The following is a 22,209-nucleotide window of genomic DNA, read 5'->3' on the forward strand; positions in this document are numbered from 1 at the left end:
AATCCTGGAGGCTTCTTTGCAAACTTTTGAGACCCTGCGGATTATTCCACAGTCACGCTCTTGGCCAGGTTGCGGGGCTGGTCCACGTCGTTTCCGCGGAGCACGGCAATGTGGTAAGCCATGAGCTGCAGGGGAATGCAGGTGAGGATCGGCATCAGCATGCTGATGGTCTTGGGAACCTTGATCAGATGGTCGGCGATTTCATCCAGCGGGTGGCAATCGTCGGTCGTGATGGCGATAACCTTGCCGCCTCGGGCCTTGATTTCACGGACGTTACTGATAACCTTGTCAAAGAGGGCGTCCTTGGGGGCGATGACCACCACGGGCATGTTTTCGTCGATCAGGGCGATGGGGCCGTGCTTCATTTCGGCAGCGGGGTAGCCTTCGGCATGGATGTAGCTGATTTCCTTCAACTTCAGAGCGCCTTCCATAGCAACAGGGTAGTTGTAGTGGCGTCCCAGATAAAGGAAGTTGTTTGCCTTTACATACTTCTGGGCGATGCCTGCAATCTGGTCCGAAAGCTTGAGGGTCTGTTCCACCTGTTCCGGCAATTCCTGCATGGCCTTGACGATGTCTGCACCGCTTTCAAAGCTGAGGCGACGCTGACGGCCCAACAGCAATGCAATCATGGCAAGAACGGTCACCTGGGAAGTAAATGCCTTGGTACTTGCCACACCGATTTCGGGACCGGCGTGCAGATAAACGCCACCGTCGCTTGTACGGGCGATGGTAGAACCAACGCCGTTACAGATGGCAAGAGCGGTGGCTCCCTTCTGCTGGGCTTCCTTCAATGCGGCCAAGGTATCGGCGGTTTCACCGGACTGTGAAATGGCCAGCACCAGGGTGCCCGGCTTAATGATGGGGTTGCGGTAGCGGAACTCGGAAGCGTATTCCACTTCAACAGGAACGCCTGCCAGATCTTCGATCATGTATTCGCCAACCATGCCGGCATAATAGCTGGTACCGCAGGCGGTAATGATAATGCGGTTGATGTTGCGGAGCTCGCGGATGTTGGTGTCGAGGCCTGCAAGCTTTGCGTTGCCTTCGGCGCACAGGAGGCGTCCGCGCATGGTGTTGCGGAGCACTTCGGGCTGTTCAAAAATTTCCTTCAGCATGAAGTGGGCGAAGCCGCCCTTGGCGATGGAGTCCGCATCGAATTCCACATCCTGGACTTCGTGCTGAACCGGCTGGCTCTGGGTGTTCAGCAGGTTGTACTTTTCACGATGGATTTCCACCACGTCGTTGTCGTCCAGATAGACCACCTTCTGGGTGTGGCTGATGATGGCGGAAACGTCACTGGCCAGGAAGAATTCGTTCTGACCGATACCGAGAATCAGGGGGCTACCGCGACGTGCGCCAATCAGAGTATTGGGCTCATCCTTGCAGATGACGGCCAGGCCGAAAGTTCCTTCGATGAGGGAGAGAGCCTTGAGAACCGCTTCCTTCAGGTTGCCCTTGTAGAACTTTGCAATCAGGTGAGTCACCACTTCGGTGTCTGTTTCGGACTTGAACAGGATGCCGTCTGCCTGGAGACGCTTCTTCAGGGAGGCATAGTTTTCGATAATGCCGTTATGGACAATGGAAATCTTGCCGTCAAAGCTCTGGTGGGGGTGGGCGTTCTGTTCGGTGGGGGCGCCGTGGGTGGCCCAGCGTGTGTGGGCGATACCGATGCTTCCGCTTACAGGGGTGGCCTTGAGCTTAGCTTCCAATGCCGAAATTTTGCCCGATGCGCGGACAGTGCTGATTTCATCATTGTCGATGAGGGCGACGCCCGAACTGTCGTAACCACGGTATTCTAGCTTCTTTAGACCGCCAACTAGAATCGGTAAAGCCTCACTTTGCCCAATATACGCGACAATTCCACACATATAAATTCCTTACTTTTTTAATAAAGTGCAATATATGAAAATCTTTTGGTAAAAATGCGTTACAGATTGTCTTTTGAAGCCGCATTTTGTTATTTTTCCACTCGTCTAACAAAAAAAGAGGAATGAAATGAACAAAAAAATGCTTCTTGCTGCAGGTGCAATTGCTCTTGCTATGACTGGTTGTGATCAGCTGTGCCAGGGTTCCGCTCCCGCAAAAAAGACTGCTCTCGTTACTGAAAAGGATAAGTATAGCTACGCTCTCGGTGCTCACTTTGGTAACCAGGCTCACTTCCAGCTGGTGACTCGCGACTCCATCGATCTGGACATCGACGTGTTTATCCAGGCTTTCAAGGAACGCTATAACGAAGATTCCGCAAGCTTCCTGATGAACGATTCCGTTATTTTCCAGACCCTGACCGACCTTTCTCAGTCCCGTCAGAAGGAAAAGGAAATGAAGGATAGCATCGCTGCCGCTAACAACAAGGCTGCTGGTGAAGCTTTCCTCGCTCAGAACAAGACTGCTGAAGGTGTCGTTACCACCGAAAGCGGCCTTCAGTACAAGGTAATTACCGAAGGTACTGGTGCAACTCCTGCCGATGGCCACATCGTCAAGGTTCACTATACCGGTACTCTCCTGGATGGCACCAAGTTCGATAGCTCCGTCGATCGTGGCGAACCTCTGGAATTCCCCATTGGCGCAGTGATTCCGGGTTGGACCGAAATGCTGAAGCTCATGAAGGTTGGCGAAAAGGTTACCGCATGGATCCCCAGCGATATCGCTTACGGTCCCCGTGGTCGTGGCCCGCAGATTCCGGGTAACAGCACTCTCGTGTTCGAAATGGAATTGATCGACACCCACTCTGCTGACGAACCCAAGGCTGAACCCGCAAAGGAAGAAGCAAAGGCTGAAGTGAAGCCCGCTAAGGCTGAAAAGAAGGCTCCCGCCGCTAAGGCTGCAAAGCCCGCAGCTCCCAAGGCTGAAGCTAAGCCCGCTGCAGAAGCACCCGCTGCCGCTGCACCGGCTGCTGCTCCCGCCGCTGCTGCAGAAGCTCCGGCCGCTGCACAGTAATTTGCGCTGAAATCTTTTATGATTTGAGGACCTCTCCAAACAAAGGGAGAGGTCTTTTTTTATCTTGCGCTTGTTAACTGAAATAGCTGCATTTTATGTGATGCTTTTTGAGAGTTCGCAGATTTGACAATGCAGCTTGTATAGTCGAGGTGTTTGTGTTCCGTTTCTTTATAAAATTTGCGGTAGTCATTTGCGTCATCACCCTTTGGGGTTGTAACGAACAGGAAAAGATCCTGCAGTTGCAGGCAGAGGGTGTCGCCCTTCAGGCCAAAATCGATTCCCTGAATCAGGCTATAGAACAGTCCCAGATGCTTCCCGGAAACTGGGTTGTAGAAAATGATACGGTCCGTGCTGGCGATGGCTTGTTCCAGGTGCTTTCCCGCATGCATATTAACGAAAAGGAACGCGGCAAGCTGGTGCTTGGCATGCAGGATAGCGTGGAACTTTCCAAGATGCGTGTGGGGCAGGTCTTCTTTGCCGCCCTGGATTCTACAGGCAGCGTTCAGCGATTCCGCTATGCCACTTCTCCCGCCACCATCCACATGATGAGCAAGACGGATACGGGCTACGTCTATAGCCGTATCGAAAAGCCGGTGACCCGCCGCATGTCTATTTTCGAGGGTGCTCTTACCGAAGGCAGTACCCTGAACGGCACCCTGTTCAAGGTGGGCATTCCTGGCCGCATGGTGGGTATCGTCAGTGGCGTGCTCCAGTGCAAGGTGGCCTTCCCTCTGGCCCGTGCCGGCGACAAGTTCCGTATCCTTCTGGAAGAGACGTTCTATCAGGATTCTATCTGGATTAGCGGCAAGGTGGTCTATGCCGAATTCGACGGTCGCATTGTGGGCCATCACGAAGCCTTCCGCTACGAGGATCCGGATCCCAAGAGTTCCTTTAACGCCCACTATACCGAAAAGGGCGAAGCCCTGGTCTATGACGGTCTGCGTTACCCCTTGGACCGTCTCCACGTAACAAGCCCCTATGGCTCCCGAATTCACCCCATTACAGGCCAGCGCAAGAGCCATCACGGTATTGACTATGGTAACCCCACGGGCACTCCGGTTTATGCCGTGGCCGAAGGTGTGGTCGTGGTTTCGGGTTATGATGATTTAAGCGGTAACAAGATTGCAATCCGCCATCGCGACAATTCCCAGAGCTGGTACATGCACCTGTCTGTTCGCGGTGTAGGTGTCGGTGCCAAGGTGGCTCCCCGTCAGGTTATCGGCCGCGTGGGTAACACCGGTCGTAGCACCGGCCCCCATCTGCACTTCGGTTTCAAGAACGAGAAGGGCGCCTGGATCAATCCCACCAGCAAGACCATGATTGCGACTCCCAAACTGGAAGGGGAACGCCTGGGCCGCCTGCAAAAACAGGTTGCCGAAATCCGTGGAGAAATTGAAAAGACCCTGGCCGCTCCTGCGGTCAAGGCCAATGATACGACGGACGTCATGGTCCGTATGCGAAACCTGTAACAGGTGCTAATTCGCTACTTTCTTGAATCTGAAGCTTCCTGCGCCGCGGCGGATATAGTCGCGGTCAAGAACCTTTGCCTCGCAGCTTTCTCCGGCGGCTTCCTTGTCGAAGTTTCCTGTAGAGACCTTGCCGTAACCGGCTGTTCTTTTTTCTGTGCGTAGGGTGGCAATTTCTACAGCCTTGGCCATTTGCTTGTCGGGGTCGTAGATGAGGTGGTCTGGCTCGATTCCGAAGGAGTGGTATGTTTCCCCGTTCTTGTCAAAGATGTGGGCGTCGGTAATACCGAAGATTCCTCCTGCGAAGGTTTCGCTATAACCCTGGCCGATGCCCTTGCCGTAGGTGGTGGTTCCTACAATGGGGGAGGCCTTGTTGCTGGTAATGTTCATCAACATGATTTCAGAGCAGCTGGCGGTATTCTCGTTGGCCAGGAATACCACATACAGGTCCTTGCCGATGCCGTCGACTTCTGCGTAATCCGTGGTGGTGTCGAATTTTTGAACAATCTTGTTCTGAATTCCGCTTTGAACGGAATCCCAGGTGGCTTCAACGAATGTGGCCAGTTTTTCTCCCTTGGAAAGCAGGTCTGCCGATGCATTTTCGCAGTGTTCGATTGTGCCGCCACCATTGTCGCGCAAGTCGATGATGAGGGATTTGTCGCCGTTGTCTACAATCTTCTGGAGGCGTTCATGGAATTCTCCATAGGTTCCGTATTCGTTTGCGGTAATGTCGGTAAATTCATCGATGGTAATGACAGGGATGCCGCTTTTGTATGCCAGATGGACTGTAGGGGCGTTAAATGAGTCCAGCTGGATCACGGCGGTGTGGGATTCTCCGTCGCGGATGTATGCAATCTTGATGATGTCCAGCTTTTGTCCCTGAATCGCCTCTTCGTAATCGGCCTGGCTTGTGATGGTTCGGTAGTTTACCGCGGTGATGATGTCGCCTTCCTGCAGCCCTGCGAAATAGGCGGGGGAATTGCGGAAGATTTCGGTAAATACCAGTGCGTTGTCGATAACGTCAACCTCGGCGCCGATACCCACGCTTTCTGGAGATTCGGTCAGGGCCTTCATGATGCCGTCAGAGAACTCGGGGTCGTAATAGCGGGTGTACCTGTCGCTCATCTGGTTGTACATGCCGCAGACGTCTGCATAACGAGATGTGCAGGCTCCCTTGGAGAAGTCGGCGGTAAAGAGTACCTTGAAGTAGACGTCGGGATCGCTGTTCAGTTCATTTTTGAGGTGGGCGTCGTAATAATAGGCGCTTAACAGAAAATGATTGTACAGGAGTTCCTGGTAATAGATGGATTCCCTGTCCTGGTCCGTGATTTCCTTTGTGGCGCTGCTGCTGTTTTCGGTACAGCCCCACATCAGGAAACCCATGGTCAACGCAGCAATGCTTGCTATAGATAAACTTTTGTTCTTCATTTCATCCTCAATAAACTAACCCAGACTTTCTAACCCAACGTTCAAAATATAAGAAAAGGTTCTTCACTTTCTATGAAAGCACCACCGATAGATGGTTTGCTGGGGCTAATGGCCTTCTTCGAAACTTTATCGTCTTCGGAATCGGAGAACTTTTTCCCGTAATATTTTTCTAGGGCTTTCATGCCGCAATTCAAGTCGACGCTTTGACAGGGGTAGTCGGGAATGATTCCGATTTTGTGGTAGGAGTTCCCCTTGGGTGTCAAAAATTCCAGGTTGGTGATAATGGCGAGGCCGCCTGCCATGGTGTTCCAGGTGGTCTGCCCGATGCCCTTGCCGTAGGTAGTGTCGCCGGCAACAGGGATGCCTGCGCCCTCGGCGATGGCTGCAGTAAAGATTTCCGCGCAGCTGGCGCTTCCTCCGTTGACCAGGGCCAGGAACTTTCCTTCTTCGCCTGCGTCTCCGGAAATGGCGTTAGATGTATTTGACTTTTTGACAGGAGTCCCGTCGCCGTTAAAAGTTCTCCAGCTTCGGGTAGAAATGGGTCCGGACTTTATGAATAGATCCGCCATGTTGACGCACTGGGTTACATGTCCGCCCGGGTTGTTTCTCAGGTCCAGTATTCTGGGCTTGCTGTAATTCCGCGTGGAATCAAGATAGGCTTTCAGTTCGCCATACGATCCCTTTTCCTTGTCGGCGGTAGTTTGTTTGAACTCGGTGATGGTAACCACGATGGTTCCGTCGATTGTGGTATCTACGAAAACGGTGGGGGCGTAAACGTCTTCCTTTTCCATCTTGTAAGAAAGGGTGTCGTCTTCGTAGGCGACCTTCAATTCAATGGACTTGTTGTAATTCAGGACGGAATCGTAGGTGTTGTAGGCGGCGCTATAAGAAAATGTCTCGGTTTGCAGAAGGCTCTTGCCGTTGACTTCCATGATGTAACCCCAGCGGCGAATTCCTGCGCGCCCTGCAGGGCCATTGGGGTAGACCCGCTTAATGCGCAAGGGGTATGGCTGGTTAGCGTAGAGCACGTATTCCATGCCTAGAGAACCGGGGACGATGCTGGTGTTGATGGAGATGGAAGTCTGCTCGCTCTTGGACGGGGCCACGTATCGGGTGAATGGGTCGTCCAGGACTTCATACAGGGTTTGAACGGAATCCCCTTCCGGTTCCAGTTTTCCCAGTTCCTCTTCGAAGAGGTAGGTCCGTTCCAGGAGCCAGTAATTGTAGGTGTACTCTGTGGGGGCAGGGGTGCTTTCTACGGGGTGCATAAAATCACCGCAACCCCAGAGGTTGGCGATAATAAGCATACCGATAAAAAAAGAAAAAACCGATGGAATGTTCTTCACACCGGTTTCTGTAGAAAGCTTCTGCATAACCCTTTAGTCTTTAACCTTTAATCGCTAAGCTAATGATTACTGGTCGATTTTCAGGTTCTTCTTGTCCAACAGGATGCGAGGAACGCCGCCTTCCATGGGGTTTTCCATGACGGAGATGGTTTCCAGCTTTTCGCATTCGGCCAGGCTTTCGGGCAGGGATTCCAGCTGGTTTGCGTCCAGGACCAGTTCCTTCAGGTTCTTGAGGTTGCCGAATTCAGAAGGAATTGCTCCCAGGCTGTTGCCGGAGATCATGAGAATTTCCAGGGATTCCAGCTTGCCCAGGGTGGCGGGGATGCTGGTGAGATCGTTATTGTCAAGATAGAGTTTTTTCAGCTTGGAGAGCTTGCCCAGAGATGCGGGAATTTCGGCCAGCATGTTGTCGTGGAGACTCAGCTTGGTCACCTTGGTCCAGGAGCCGATTTTGTCGGTCAGGTCCAGCAGCTGGTTCTTGGCGATGTTCACCTGCTGCAGGTTCTTGAGGTTACCTACGGAATCCGGCAGTTCAGACAGGCTGTTGTAACCCAGGTACAGGTGTTCCAGCTGGGTCAATTCGCCAATGGTTTCGGGAAGTTCCATCAGGTCGTTTTCGCTGACGGAAAGCTTTTTAAGGTTCTTGAGCTTGCCGATGTCATCGGGCAGTTCTACCAGCATATTACGGTCTAGAACCAGTTCCTCGAGGGAATCCAGTTCGAACAGTTCCGGAGGGAGCAGACGAATATTCTGCTGCGACAGATCCAGTGATTTGGACTTGTCGGCTTTGGCCTTGGCAATAACATCGAGCAAATTCATAACGTATCTCCTATAGCTTTAATCATAGTATTTTTAAGTTGCGTTGGAGCGACATCGGCCGAAAAAATGCTAAAATCCATCTTACATTTTTCGTACGGTTAGAGGTAATGATTTGAGTGTTTTTCTATAATTAGTGCTCAAATGTTTATGAAAACGTCAATTTTTTTCAAAAAAAATTAAAAGTTTTTTGAAAATTGTGCTCAAAGGGGGGGATTTGAAGCTATTTTTTATATATAAATATGACAAATTGGAAGGTACATCATTAGTACCGGACTTTTTAGTGTATCATACTGAGGAAAAAAATGGAATTGACCAAATCACAGGAACGCCGTCTAGCATTTGTAGCTAGCCTTTTGAGTCTTAACCCTAACGATCCTACCGATCGAATCAAGGCACTTCGGCACCTAAACCTGGATGAAAATGGTTGCTTCCATGGATTCCAATACTCCCAGGGCTTTATGGAATTCTTCATCTTCCTGGATGAAGATACTCCCCTCGAAAAGGTTGTGGCTCACCTGAATGCCGACCTGAAGCAGTTGCAGATCGCCGTGTTCCGTACCAGCGATCCTTCCAATCCGTTCTTCATGTCTCTCCGTGAAGAAGCCGACCCCTGGGCTGTCAACAAGATTTCCGATGATGCCGAAGAAGAAGATTCCGATGCACCGGCAAGCCGCCCCTACATGGAAACTCTGGAAATCACCGTGCTCCGCACCCGCGCCAGCCGCGATATTACCGACTCCGAACTGGAACGTACCCTTAAGGACATGCGCCGTAAGCTTACCCTCTGGAAGGACGAAATCAAGGCCAAGCTGGAAATCGTTGCCGAACACGATGACCTGACCCGCGACTTCCGCTCCGCCGACGACAAGCTTGAAATCGTCATGGAATCCGAACCGCTGCACCTCACCAGCGATCACGGTGAACTCTTCCTCGGTTTCTGCCCCATCCGTACCATTTTCGACTACCATGTTGCATTGGGCAAGCGCCTCAAGACTAAGCACAACATGGCTATCGTCAGCTCCAATATCCGTACCTATCTTGGTAACCTCACTCATACCAACGCAGCCCTTATCGATGCCTTCCAGACCATGGAACGCGCCGACGACCAGAATGTGAACGTGGACGACTTCCCGTTCCTGCACAACGGTATGACCCTTACCGGCGATGACCTGCGCCTGAAGGATCGTGACGGCAAGAAGGTGCTGTTCATTGAACGCCCCAAGATTATTAACGGTGCTCAGTCCCTGTTCACCTACGAACAGTACGCCAAGAAGAGCAAGAAGCCGGTGAACCCCTACGTTCTCGTGAAGGTTGTGGTGCCGTACCCCGGTGCAGACAGCTTCCTGAACCAGGTGACCATGGCTAACAACCGTCAGAACCCGGTATTCAGCTACCACCTGCGCGCTGCAGACGATCTGCAGTTCTTCATCTGGCAGCGTTACCAGGAAGAAGGCTTTACCTATGTCTATAAGGATGGCGTCCGCCTGAAGGCTCGTACCCGTAAGCTGGAAGTCCGTATGCGTCCGGAACTTGCAAAGACCCTGTTCATGATGGATGGCAAGCTTTCTGAATGCCGTTCTTCTGATTGCATCTTCGACAAGGAAACTCTTTACCAGCGTTGCTTCGGCGCCTTCGTCCGCGTGGCTCCCGAAAAGGAACGGGATTTCGTTCGCAAGACTATCGCCTTCACCAAGGCATGGCAGCTCCTGAGCCGTCTGCCCATCAAGATCCGTAAGGTGACCCCGGGTAAGGGCGTGTCTATCGAAGCTAACGACGATAATCCGCTGACCCGCATTACCTGGAACGGCCGTCTTGAAGACAAGTTCATCTTCCGTAGCGCCGTCAAGGACCTGGTCGTGGCTCTGGCCCTCAAGCACTGGCTCATCTACGGTGATCCGATCCAGGACTTCGAATGGCTGGTCGAAAACGAACTGAACTTCAACGATTCTATCCTGAAGTATGCCGCCAAGATCTACACCGACGATCTGAAGGGTATCCTCATCAGCGAATTCAAGGATAACTCCAACTACTATGACACCATCACCACCATCGATAAGGATAGCGGTGAATCTGTGGAACGTCGCCTGTGGAAGGGCTTCTCCAACACGGCCACCTACGAAAAGATGATGGATCTGTTGTGCAAGAAGAACCCCCAGTGGGAAAAGTGCCGCGAAGGTATTGAAGCATTTATTTAGGAAAATGAGGCCGGTCCCCTTGCAGGGTCCCTTTGGGGGATGAGGTCGCACCTTCGGTGCTTTTAGGTAAAAGGCTCCTGGCGAATGCTGGGGGCTTTTTGTGTTTGTGGGATTGGTTTTGGACGTACAGTCCGTTAATACTTGTTTGGGGAGAGGGGCACTGGCAAGGGCCTGTAAATTAAGTTATACTTAACGCATGGAGCGAGTATGCAAACTTGTTCTCGGGGGTAGATTCGATGAACATAAATTTTTTTGAAATGGTTGCGGTTAAGGCCGGCTTTGTTGCCTTTGCTCTGGCCATAGGTCTTGTGGCCTGTGGCGATGATGGTTCTACAAATGGACCGTCTAATGGCCATAATGACTCGAGTGCTTCGTTCGTTGAGTCTGAAGATGATTTGCCTAACTGTACAGAAAGTAGGGATGGTTCTGTTAGCTTTGTTGACGGGACTAAGGAAGGCTTTGTTTGTAAGGATCGTAAGTGGCTTCATTACGATATGATTGTTGACGTTGATGAAAACTTGCCTGGCTGCACGGGGTCAAGAGAAGGCCTGACTGCCTACCTTTATGAAGAAAACCGCGAACTGAAATGTGTAGAAGGTGTCTGGGGGGCTGTTGGCGAAGCGGCTGGCTCGTCTTCTTCTGTCTTCCCGAGTTCTTCTTCAAGTGTCATCCCGGGCACCGCCCCGGAATCTGGCAGCTCCGTTGCATCGTCAAGTTCCGCGAAGTCCTCGTCGTCGGTAGCGAGCAGCTCCAGCGAAAAGAGTAGCAGTTCCGTTGCGTCGTCCAGTTCCGCGAAGTCCTCGTCGTCGGTAGCGAGCAGCTCCAGCGAAAAGAGTAGCAGTTCCGTTGCGTCGTCCAGTTCCGCGAAGTCCTCGTCGTCGGTAGCGAGCAGCTCCAGCGAAAAGAGTAGCAGCTCCGTTGCGTCGTCCAGTTCCGCGAAGTCCTCGTCGTCAGTTGCAAGTAGTTCCTCCGCAAAGAGTAGCAGCTCTGTTGCTGACAAGGCAAACTGTGCCTACTTGAATCCGAACATTGACTACGGCACCATGACCGACACCCGCGACGGCCAGGTGTACAAGACCGTCACCATTGGCTCCCAGACTTGGATGGCAGAAAACTTGAACTACGACCCGGGGAATGTGTCTAGTATGGGCTCCTATGCATGGAGCGGCTGCTATAACAATGAGTCAAGTAATTGTTCCAAGTACGGTCGCCTGTACACCTGGGAAGTTGCCATGAATGACGCAAGCTGTAATTATGGTACAACCTGTGGTGCTTCTCTAAACCCGACAAATCCTGTTCGCGGTGTCTGCCCCAGCGGCTGGCATTTGCCTAGCCATTACGAGTTCGAACAGTTGATCAACTTTATAGACCCAACCTTCGGTTATAGCCATACTGATGACGCTTATTCATCTACCGCTGGCCAGTACCTGAAGTCCCTGTCCGGCTGGAACTCTAGCGGCAACGGATCGGATGCCTACTGTTTCTCCGCGCTCCCCGGTGGCTTCAGGAACCTCGATGGCTATTTCTACGGTGCCGGCTACGACGCTTACTTCTGGTCATCAGGTGAGTACGGTAGTAGCAACGCCTTCCACTTGGACTTGGTCCTGTACTACCTTAACGAGGGCGCACTCCTCTGCTGGAACGACAAGAGCGACGCAAGGTCGGTTCGCTGTCTCAAGGACTCTAACTAGACCGACGTAAGTCGGACTAGCGGTTGGCTAATGTAGGACAATCAAAGCGACAAAGGATTGCCCTTTTTACAAAAAAAACACCATTGCATTTTTTTGAATGGTGTTTTGATTGCTACTTTATCTGTGATTTTACTGTTGGAATAAGTTTTTCTGAATCTCCAGCACCCGATCAATCGAAACATCGTTGTCTTCTGCGATTTCATCCAGGGTGAGCTTGCCTCGCTTTAAAGCCTTGATGACCGCCTCGGTCCGAGCTTCGTCCTTACCTTCAGCACGACCTTCAGCACGACCTTCTGCGTGTCCTTCGGCTAGTCCCTTTTCAAAGCCTTTTGCATGCCCTTCGTTGATGGCGTCGTCGATGCAACAGTCGATGTCGTACTGAGTAGTCATGGAAAAAGCCTGCCTTTCTAGAACTTCCTTGGGGGTTCTACGGATGCGCAACCGCTCGTAGGCGTCGCGGATGGCGCCCTGGGCAGTGCTGGGAATTTCGTCGCGGCTGCCGCAGTTGTTGATGAAGTCCATCCATTCCCGCTCCCTTTCGGGAACGTCCTTGGCGGCTTCCAGCTTCGGCAACTTAATGAAAATATAGTTCAAAACATCGCTTACGGGCAAGGCGTCCTTGTTTCCCAGGTCGCTCTTGCGATAGATTGCCCAGGTGTCGCGGTAGTCCTTGTTACCGTCGGTGGCGTTCTCGCAGATCCAGATGCTGTATATCTTGGGCATGCGATAACGTTCTGCGAGGGAGAGTTCGCGGCGGCGCTTCTGAAGGGAAAGAAGTTCTTCGCGGTGGGCCTCGGCGGCCATGACGGCTCCGTACAGAACGACGCGATCCTTAAAGTGAGTGTGACCGTATCTCTGCATCTCTACGTCGATGTATTCGCCCTTCTTGGTCTTGGCGTGAACATCGACACCGACGATGTCGTCGCTGGGGTAGATGACCGCCAGGTCGCGGTTCATGTGCTCAACCTCTGTAATGGCATCCTCGTCGTTGCGACGGAGGACTGCGTTCAGGAAGTCCATCAGGATTTCCTTGTCCTCGAAAAGCCTGACGAAGGCGGTGTTCTCCTTCGCGGAAAGGAAAGTGGATTGACGCAGCAGCTCCGGAATTTCCTGTTCCGGAAGGTCCTGGTTCAAAATGACGCCGAAGTCGGCGCGTGATCCCAATGCTGTCACGGGATACCTCTTGAGAAAAAGTTTAACGATATGGTGCCGACCTCAATTTTTCGTTGAAATCGGGGGCCCTACGTTACACACTCAGGAAGCGCTTTCCCAGGTACCCTGCGGCGTCCTTCCTTCGGTCAAGTTGAAGGCGAAGTGCCGCGAGCAGCAAGCAGAGAGTTAATGGCCGCGCACGAATGCCGGATGAGAATAGGTTGAATATAGTAAAATACTCTAAAGATGGCGTTTTTTGTTGACCGCTTTTACAGCGTTTTTTATCTTTGTTTGCGAAAATTTTACACGAGGAGTTCTTACAATATGTGGAACGAAAAACATCTTAACAGACTGAATGAGTACCTGAGCCAGGCTCAGGCTGCTGGTGGCGCTGCCCGTATCGATAAGCAGCACCAGTCCGGCAAGTATACTGCTCGCGAACGCATGGAAATGCTGTTCGATGCAGGCACTTTCGTGGAAGTTGGCGCTCTCCGCAAGTCCAGCAACCGCGTTCTCAAGGAAAGCAAGGTCATCCTGGGTGATGGCGTCGTTACCGGTTACGGCAAGGTGAATGGCCGTCTGGTGTTCGCTTCTTCTCAGGACTTTACCGTTGGTGGTGGCGCTCTCGGTCAGTGCCATGCCGAAAAGATTTGCCGCGTCATGGACATGGCTGTTGAAGCCGGTTGCCCGTTCGTTGCTATGAACGACTCTGGTGGAGCTCGTATTGACGAAGGCGTGTTCTCCCTGGCTGGCTATAGCGCTATCATGGCTCGTAACGTTTGGGCTTCTGGTGTTATTCCCCAGATCGCCGTGATTATGGGCCCCTGTGCTGGTGGTGCCTGCTATTCTCCGGCTCTGTCTGACTTCATCTTCATGACTCAGTCCACTTCCCAGATGTTCCTCACTGGCCCCGCTGTGGTTAAGCAGGTCATGGGCGAAAACATCACCGCTGCCGAACTGGGTGGCGCTCCGGTGCATACCGCAAAGTCCGGTGTGGCTCACTTCATGTTCGAAGATGACGTAAAGACTTTGGAAGGCGTTCGCAAGCTCCTTTCTTACCTGCCCCAGGGCAACAAGTGCAAGCCCGTTCCCGCTGCAGAACAGCTGGAAGAAAAGGCTGACGAAAAGGGCATCAAGAAGCTCTTCAAGAAGTTCCTGAACAAGCAGGAAGCTACCTGCGAAACTGCAGAAGATAAGAGCGCAACTATCCAGGACATCGTTCCGGATAACTACAAGCAGGCTTACGACGTTAGCGCCGTGATTGCCGCTTTCGCTGACGCTGACAGCTTCTTCGAAGTTCAGAAGGACTGGGGCAAGAACGTGGTGATCGGTTTCGCTCGCCTGAACGGTGAAGTGATCGGTATCGTTGCTAACCAGCCCAAGGTCCTGGCTGGTTCTCTGGATGTTGATGGTTCCTCCAAGGCTGGCCGCTTCGTTCGCTTCTGCGACGCTTTCAACATTCCTCTGCTGGCTCTCGTAGACGTTCCGGGTTACATGCCTGGTAGCAAGCAGGAATACTCTGGCATTATTCGCCACGGTGCAAAGCTCCTGTACGCCTTTGCCGAAGCAACCGTTCCTAAGGTTACCCTCATTCTCCGTAAGGCCTTCGGTGGTGCTTACATCGCCATGAACTCCAAGGACGTGGGTGCAGACTATGTCTTCGCTCTGCCTATTGCTCAGGTGGCTGTGATGGGTGCAGAAGGTGCTGTTGAAATCATCAACAAGAAGGAAATCACTGCTGCACCGGATCCGGTTGCCGCACGTGCTGCTTGCATCGCCAAGTACGAAGACGAATTGATGAACCCCTACGTTGCCGCTGCCATGGGCGTGGTTGACGAAGTCATCAAGCCGGAAGACGTACGTAAGCGCCTTGTGGGTGCCTTCGACGCTCTGAAGACTAAGGATCAGAAGCGTTTGTGGAAGAAGCACGCTAATATTCCGCTGTAAGTGAAATAAGGCCGATAAAGATCGGTCCTTGATGCTCACTGTTCTTAAAAGGTTCCTGGTTAATGACCGGGAACTTTTTTGTATAAACTAATCTACTGTTTTGAGGCTGTTTCGGCGGATTATGCGGTTTAGGGGCTCTTGTTGTAAAGTTTGCGGCTTCTACTGCGAAAAAAAATGCTAATTTCCCAAAAAATTTCGGTGCTTTGTCCATAAAAGTAATGGTCTCCGCAGGGCGGAATTCAGTATTTTTTTGGTAGGGTGGCCGAGGGGTTGCTTACAAGGATTTTTTCGCGGCTTATTGTTTGTGTCTATTTCTGATTTGAAATACTGGTTTTATGCTTTAGGTGTTGCTCTGACGGCGGGTTTTGCCTGGTCTCAGAGTGATTCCATGTCTGTTGTTTCTGCGGCGGATGCCGAGGTTGGCGAGGTTGATCCTGCAGAAACCGAGTGGCAGCCTACCATGCAGTATATGGAGTTGCCCCCGTCCGTGACACCTTTGAGCGGTATGGCGCCTTTTGGCGGAATCGGTTCTTCGCCCCGTTTGATGAATACCATGAAGGGGCAGGTGTTCACCCACGATGTGGATGTGGCAACCCGTGAAATGGACATTTCCGAGAAGCATGTGAATGCCGCTTCCCGAGATACCACCGTGCTCTGGTCGGCTCATTATCCGGAATTGACGGATTACGTGAACGACATGTATCTGGCAGGCCGTAAGAATTTATGGTTGAACGGTCTGGTGGGGCAAGCTAACGAAGGGTACGAGACTCCGGAGACGGGTTCCGTTTTCGACATTACGGTCCCGGTGACTATGCCGGCCTGGATGCGCGATTTTGGTCTGGATAAGCCTAAGCTGATGCTTCAGGGTACCATGGATATCCGACTGAAGGGATACGGTGAAAAGGATGATGCCGAAGGTAGTACTTATACCAGCCTCTGGCCCAGCCCCACGCTGAACTATACTCCCAACTTTATGGTGAAGGGCAAGATCGGCCCTTACATTACCGTCGAAATCAATAACGTTGAAGAAGGCCTTGGTACCAAGAACCAGGTGCGCGTGGTGTACGAAGAATCCTATAAGGATGAATTCGAGGACTACATCTTGCAGCGTGTGGAAGCGGGTACCACGAACCTGGCCCTGACCGGTACGGAACTGACGGGTTATTCGGAAAACCATCAGGGCCTCTTTGGTATCAAGGCGGACTGGAAGCTGGGCGACTGGCGCCTGACTACCATTGCATCCCAGGATGGTGGTGAACAGGAAGAATATACCTTGAAGGCTAGCGAGTCTACGTCTGAATTCCAGATTCTGGATAAGCAGTTCATTGCCTACCGTTATTATTTCTTGAACCATGGTGCCAGGAAGGCTTACGTTAAGAACGCCATTCATGGTAAGACTACGTCTGACTATCCTGCCGCAAAGAACTTGCAGCTCTATAAGCGCGGAAACATCACCACTTTCAGCAATTCTACAAAGGATGTAATCGATAATGTAACGGCGGTCTATAGGACTCCCGATGGCAAGGTTATCGAGAAGAAGGTGGACCGCCTGATCGCCCTGGACCCCAAGACGGACTTTACCTACGATAGCAAGACCGGTATCTTGAAGGTTAACGGTGTCAGCCGCAATACCTTGATTGCCGCAAGCTGGAGCGACGATAGTTCTGGCCGTGGAAATACGTCTGACGTCAAGAACGGATCCAAGGTAATCTTGGTGCAGTGGGATGCGGCTCTGCCGGAACTGACGGACATCGACAAGTTGATGCTCCGTAACGTGTACTCTGTGGGTATTTCTGACGCCAGTGCCTCCAGCTATGTGCTGCGCATGAAGAATAAGTCTGGCATTGCCGGCAACTATCTTAAGACCCTGGGCCTTGTGGATGATAAGACCGGAAGCCCTCTGGTTAACGACGCAACCATCTTCAAGAAGAATGAATCCGGTACCTACACCGGTGAAATGTGGCTTCCCTGTAAGACCACTTCTGATACGACGGTAAAGTCTGAATCCAGATTGATGGATAACTGTCTTGAACCTCTCCGCTGGGTGGACTCCTCGGCGGCTATGGCCCAGATGTATTCCTTGCCGGTCTACAACCTTTCCCGCTACACCAGCAAGTTCTATTTCGAAACTGTGGGCAAGCGCCGCAGTTCAACGCTTAGCGTTCGTGATCCCAGCTCCAGCTATTCTGTGAATGGTAGTTCCTGTATGGATATTTCTCCGGGCTCCGAAAAGGTGACCGCAGGTTCTACGACTCTTATCCGTGGTACCGACTACGAGGTAAACTACGAACTGGGGCAGATTGAACTTTTGAGTGAACGCGCTCTTGACCCGAATAAGGAAATCAAGGTCAGCTACGAATGCGAACCGCTCTTTGAAATCGACAACAAGCTGTTGCTGGGTGCCCGTGCTGAACTGCCTTTGGACTTGTATGGCCTGGGTGCAGGATCTGTTCTGGGTATTACCGCCCTGTACAAGAGTCAGAGCACCACGGCTGAAGTGCCGACCTTGGGTAACGAACCTTACTCCAGCGTATTGCTGGGTATGAACCTGCGCTTGCAGGATACCGTAAACGCCTTGACTGAACTGGTGGACGCCATTCCGGGAATCAATGCTACTGCTCCGTCTTCCTGGCGCTTTGAAGCTGAAATTGCCGCAAGCCATCATAATGCAAATACTAGCGAGAACCAGTCTGCCTTGGTGGAAGACTTTGAAGCCACCACCTCTGGCTTGACTTACCCGCTGTCTAGGCTTTCCTGGTATCAGGCTTCTCCTCCTGGTGGTACGGACCGCTCCATCTTTACATACATCCCGGAGCTGGATTACAGACATCAGGGTGAATTCATCTGGCATAGCAACAATACGGAACTGTACAAGAACATCTACCCGGCTGTGGGTAATTCCGATGTGGACAATCAGCACTTGACCGTGCTGAAGATGACGCTTCGCCCCAATGACAACCTGATGGGAAATTCCTGGGGTGGTGTCATGCGCCCCAACAGCGCCTACTATCAGGATATGAGTGACCTGAAGTATGTCGAAGTGGTGGCTCGTGGTAACGTGGGATCTATTTACCTGGACCTTGGTCTTGTTAGCGAAGACTTGTCTATTAACGGTGATCGTCCTAACGAAAAGTATGATGGTGAAAATGACCTGGGTACGACTACGGCCCTGCACGACAAGGGTCTGGACAACGCTACTGGCGCCGATGAAGTCCGCTATGTGTGGAAGTGCAGTAATGCCGGCTGTGAATCCAGGGAAGTGAAGGCGGATGCCGGTTCTACGGATATCGCTCGCGATGATTACGATGATGACCTGGAAGATCTTAGCGATCCTCCGGTAAACATTAACGGTACCGAAAACAACTCCGGTGAACGCAGCTACGATACCGAAGACATTAACAAGAACGGCGCCCTGGATACGGACATTAGCTTTGTTCGTTATCGTATCGACCTTTCTGATACGCTGAAGGCTCATTTCGAGGAATTGAAGAACGGCTGGCGCAAGTGGCGCATCCCGCTGAACCAGTATGATACCATCGTGTCTTCTACGGGTAGCGATTATCTGTCGATCTTGTCGGGCGCTCAGTATTCTCGACTCTGGATGGGTTCCTTGAACAAGGGTGTGGCCGAAGCCAAGGTCCAGATTGTTCATCTTGCCGTTGTGGGTAATGCCTGGGAAGAAACAACCGTTGCCGACCTGTATCGCACTTCGACTAACGAAAATTCCCAGATTGTAGAAATCAATGGCGTTGAAACTCAGGTGAGCGAAGTGACCTCTGCAAGGGATACCACCTACATCAAGGTTTCTACAATCAATAACCGCGAAAACTCCGACAAGTATTCCAAGTCTCCCAATACGGCGACGGAACGTGATTCCGATACAAACGCTCCCTTGAAGGAAACGGCACTTGTCCTGGATTACCATAATATGCAGCCGGGTCAGGAAGTGGGCGTGACCCGCATCTTCGAGACGGACAAGAAGGACTTCTCCAGCTATAAGTCGGTGAAGATGGAAATCCATTATGCTGCGAAGGACAATACGGGTGACGTCCGATTTGCCATTCAGTTCGGTGAAGGCTCGCTGGAAGGTTCAAGCGATTACTACGAATGGAGCTTCAAGCCGGTTAAGCTGGAATGTAGCTCTACCGTATGCCACGATGACAACTGGCTCGACAACGCCTTCTCTATGAATGTGGCTGATTTCTCTGACTTGAAGCGTGGCCGTACTCCGCCGTTTGTAACCGCTGTCGAAAAGAAGCTGAAGCCGAAGAGTGGCGAAAGAGACCGCGAAGAAAAAATCCGCCTGGTGGGTAATCCGTCTATTACCAGCATTGACTGGATGCGCTTTGTGATTATTGCGGATTCCAGCAGCGACGCCTCTAGTTTTGAAGGTACCTTCTGGGTAGACGACTTGCGCCTTTCCGATATGGATACGGATTGGGGTTATGCAGGCCGTGTTGGCGGTCAGGTGAACTTCTCTGACTTCATCTCCCTTTCTGGAACGGTCCGTTATCAGGATGGAAACTTTGCTACCCTTTCTACTTCTAATGGCTCTCCCAAGCCCAAGGTTTCTGAAGCCGCTTCTCAGCTGGATGTGGCCAGCGACTTTACCATGAATTTGAACAAGTTCCTGGATGATAGCGCCGGCTTCCATATTCCGCTTTCTTTGGGATACCATAGCACTACGAAGCGCCCCTACATGAAGCCTACTGATGACATGATGCTGAACCACAGCAGCTTTGTCGAAATGACAGGCGATATGTTCCAGCAGCAGCTCGAAGTGGATCCCAGTGATGAACAGCAGCTTCGTGACGAAGGTGAATCAAAGGGCTACCAGTCTTACGTTCGCGAAAAGACCATCGGTATCAGCTACCGCAAGGACTACAAGGCTCACGAATCCAAGTTCGGTGAAGTGATGTCCCAGATTTTCCTGGACCGCCCTGCGTTCAGTTATTCCTATACTGAATCTGAAGGCCGTTCCACAACCAGTGCCGACTCCACTTATTCGTACCATACGATTCTTGAATATAAGTTGGGTACGTTTAGCCTCTTTAAGTTTAAGCCGATGGAAGGCCTGTCTGACATCTCCTGGCTCAAGGAACTTTCCAAGACTGAATTTGAACCTTGGCCGCAGACTTTCGACTTGACCCTGTTCGACTTGAACTATGTGCGTTATGTGAACCAGGCTCGTGATCCGGATTATGTGGATCCCCAGGTAGACAAGGTGGTTACCTATACCACGGAATTGAACCACAAGCTGAACATGCGCTGGAATATTTTCTCGTTCTTGACGACCAGCTATTCCTTGAACATCAAGCGTGATATGTATGGTGGTGGCGACCGTGAAGCCTTTGTAAAGAAGAACTTCTTTACTTCAAGAGACGGCGGCCTCTTTGCCAGCGATTATGTCTTTGATTTCGATCATACTGATCGCAAGGTCTACATTTCTTCCGATAGTGTGCTTGTCATTCCTTACGACACCATTCCTAGACCGAAGCTTTCTGCCGATGGCGATACCTTGGGTGAGGACTGGGTGGTCGATATGCAGAATCCCGACTCCTATGAAATCCTGTATGATAGCACCCGCTTCTACAAGGTGGATAGTGTGGGCCACAGGGAATATGGCCGTTCCTATGGTATTCTTCGTAACGAACGTGCTCGTAGTCAGCAGTTTAGAATCGGCTTTAACCCCAGGCTGATTCCCTTCATTCCGTTTACCACGAATTTCACCTCTGACTTTAGCCAGCAGAAAACGATTCCCGATGATTTCTCCTTTAGGGATGAAACCATGATCGAAAAGAACTACTGGACTATTTCTCAGACCAACCGATTCGAATTTTCTCCCACCTTCAGGATTTTGGATTTGGCTCAGAGCTTTGGCAAGGAAAATGCCGTGGCCAGTGCCCTGGAAAAGATCAAGTGGCGTGAAATTCGTTTCAACTGGACTGCAAGCACAAACACCGTGGGTGAAAACTTCACCTTGTCTCAGCTTTATGAAGATCAGGGTGTGACTCCGCTGCAGTATTATCTGTACGGTCTCGGTCTTGGCAATGGCTATAGGAACCGCGGACTCTACAATATCGTAACTGGCGACATGGGACTTGACCATCGCGATGATTTCCGCAGGTTTGCCCAGTATCGTAACCATGAAGTGGATACTCTGGTTTATCAGGGGAACTTTAGACATGCCGTTTCCCGCCAGTTCCAGGTGGGTACGGGAATTACCTTGCCGATTTGGGATATCGGTGTGACGGGCGATTTGCAGTGGAAGGAAGATTTCTCCCAGTCTCGTGAATACCCGCTGTATATCGATACCACCACGTTGTGGCCGAAGATTGGTGTCGGTGTGACTGTTCCCAACTTCGCCCAGAGAGTTTCGTTCCTGAATGATTTCAAGAGTGTTTCTACATCTCATCGTTTCGACTACTCCTACACAACGACGGTTCATCCGTTCCAGAGTGCAGAAGATTCCTGGAGTCAGACGCTTAACTTCAATCCGCTGGTCAAGATTACCTTCTTGCTCCAGAACAATATGCGTATCGAAAATGCGGTCCGCATGAAGATTGAGAGCACGGATCGTCGCCCCAAGGAAGAAGTGGTCAGCTGTACCAGCTGGGCTCCTGAAAATCAGGATTGCAGTGGTGGAAGCTCTCGCGATACGACGGACTATTTCTGGGAAACGCCCTGGATTCATACGGCCCTGTATAACGACTTCGCCTTCAATATTGGTGACGACTTTACCGTTACCTATCCTCTTAAGCTAGACAAGGTTCTTAAGATCTGGAAGTGGTTCTACAAGTTCAAGAATTCTATCGACTTGAAGTTCACCGCCGGTTACGACTACAAGAAGACTATTCGTAAGGAATACGTTCCCAACGAAGGTTATGACATGTGGGCTCCCGAAAGCGGTACTTCTGATGGTGTCTTTAGACAGTGGTCTTATGTGGCTCCCACGACAGGAACTGAAGAGACTCTGACGGTGTATAATCCGAAGCTTCATCTGGAAGAACGTAGGGTTCCCTCAAGAACACACGAATGGTTCCTGCGTCCTGCAGCCAGCTATCAGTTCAATAAGATGGCCTCTATGAGTTCTTACGTCGAGTACCGCCAGATTCATGAAAAGCTGGATGACGAAACTCCTCACCTGCGTCAGATTCTGCAGTTTGAAATTGCGCTGATGCTGCGATTCAATTAAAAAATATGAGGCGCCTCTTCGGGGGCGCACATT

General features: G+C 51.4%; 12 protein-coding genes. 6 read left to right on the forward strand and 6 right to left on the reverse strand.

Annotation, left to right across the window (positions count from 1 at the left end; translation table 11 throughout):
• Window positions 1-41: 41 nt before the first annotated feature.
• Window positions 42-1,868, reverse strand: a complete 1,827-nt coding sequence (gene glmS, locus BUB94_RS04070) for a glutamine--fructose-6-phosphate transaminase (isomerizing) (RefSeq protein ID WP_073158752.1) — start codon at window positions 1,866-1,868, stop codon at window positions 42-44.
• A gap of 127 nt (window positions 1,869-1,995) precedes the next feature.
• Between glmS and BUB94_RS04075 the strand changes: the two genes are divergently transcribed.
• Both BUB94_RS04075 and BUB94_RS04080 read left to right on the forward strand, forming a co-directional pair.
• Window positions 1,996-2,937, forward strand: coding sequence for an FKBP-type peptidyl-prolyl cis-trans isomerase (locus BUB94_RS04075; protein ID WP_083538093.1), 942 nt, complete (start codon window positions 1,996-1,998; stop codon window positions 2,935-2,937).
• A 155-nt stretch (window positions 2,938-3,092) separates the two neighbouring features.
• Complete coding sequence (locus BUB94_RS04080; protein WP_073234574.1) at window positions 3,093-4,406, forward strand: M23 family metallopeptidase; 1,314 nt, start codon at window positions 3,093-3,095, stop codon at window positions 4,404-4,406.
• Between the two features lie 6 nt (window positions 4,407-4,412).
• Here the strand turns inward: BUB94_RS04080 and BUB94_RS04085 are convergent, their stop codons facing one another.
• Genes BUB94_RS04085 through BUB94_RS04095 form a run of 3 tightly spaced genes read right to left on the reverse strand, consistent with a single transcriptional unit; the run spans window position 4,413 to window position 7,996 of the window.
• Window positions 4,413-5,831, reverse strand: coding sequence for a S41 family peptidase (locus tag BUB94_RS04085; RefSeq protein ID WP_083538094.1), 1,419 nt, complete (start codon window positions 5,829-5,831; stop codon window positions 4,413-4,415).
• 41 nt (window positions 5,832-5,872) lie between these two features.
• Entirely contained in the window at window positions 5,873-7,204 is a 1,332-nt protein-coding gene (locus BUB94_RS04090; protein ID WP_073234451.1) for a S41 family peptidase, read from the reverse strand.
• 39 nt (window positions 7,205-7,243) lie between these two features.
• The gene (locus BUB94_RS04095; RefSeq protein ID WP_073158764.1) at window positions 7,244-7,996 is read right to left on the reverse strand and encodes a leucine-rich repeat domain-containing protein; all 753 of its coding nucleotides are present in this window, start codon (window positions 7,994-7,996) and stop codon (window positions 7,244-7,246) included.
• Between the two features lie 302 nt (window positions 7,997-8,298).
• Here BUB94_RS04095 and BUB94_RS04100 point away from each other — a divergent pair, with 302 nt between their 5' ends.
• Together BUB94_RS04100 and BUB94_RS16150 are read left to right on the forward strand one after the other, a co-directional pair.
• Window positions 8,299-10,191, forward strand: coding sequence for an AIPR family protein (locus tag BUB94_RS04100; RefSeq protein WP_073158767.1), 1,893 nt, complete (start codon window positions 8,299-8,301; stop codon window positions 10,189-10,191).
• A 236-nt stretch (window positions 10,192-10,427) separates the two neighbouring features.
• Window positions 10,428-11,882: a fibrobacter succinogenes major paralogous domain-containing protein gene (locus BUB94_RS16150; RefSeq protein WP_083538095.1), complete on the forward strand. Its 1,455-nt coding sequence runs from the start codon at window positions 10,428-10,430 to the stop codon at window positions 11,880-11,882.
• A gap of 129 nt (window positions 11,883-12,011) precedes the next feature.
• Here the strand turns inward: BUB94_RS16150 and BUB94_RS04115 are convergent, their stop codons facing one another.
• The gene (locus BUB94_RS04115; protein WP_088665971.1) at window positions 12,012-13,055 is read right to left on the reverse strand and encodes a PD-(D/E)XK nuclease family transposase; all 1,044 of its coding nucleotides are present in this window, start codon (window positions 13,053-13,055) and stop codon (window positions 12,012-12,014) included.
• Between the two features lie 303 nt (window positions 13,056-13,358).
• On the opposite strand from BUB94_RS04115, the gene BUB94_RS04120 reads away from it, so the two are divergent.
• Window positions 13,359-14,981, forward strand: a complete 1,623-nt coding sequence (locus BUB94_RS04120; RefSeq protein ID WP_073158779.1) for an acyl-CoA carboxylase subunit beta — start codon at window positions 13,359-13,361, stop codon at window positions 14,979-14,981.
• Here BUB94_RS04120 and BUB94_RS04125 read toward each other — a convergent pair.
• Window positions 14,965-15,192: a hypothetical protein gene (locus BUB94_RS04125; RefSeq protein WP_073234461.1), complete on the reverse strand. Its 228-nt coding sequence runs from the start codon at window positions 15,190-15,192 to the stop codon at window positions 14,965-14,967. The genes BUB94_RS04120 and BUB94_RS04125 overlap by 17 nt on opposite strands.
• Before the next feature lie 108 nt (window positions 15,193-15,300).
• Here BUB94_RS04125 and sprA point away from each other — a divergent pair, with 108 nt between their 5' ends.
• On the forward strand, window positions 15,301-22,176 hold the full coding sequence (gene sprA, locus BUB94_RS04130; RefSeq protein ID WP_254793663.1) for a T9SS outer membrane translocon Sov/SprA: 6,876 nt from the start codon (window positions 15,301-15,303) through the stop codon (window positions 22,174-22,176).
• The last annotated feature ends 33 nt before the right edge of the window (window positions 22,177-22,209 follow it).

The organism is Fibrobacter sp. UWH9 (assembly GCF_900129715.1).
Classification (GTDB): Bacteria; Fibrobacterota; Fibrobacteria; order Fibrobacterales; family Fibrobacteraceae; genus Fibrobacter.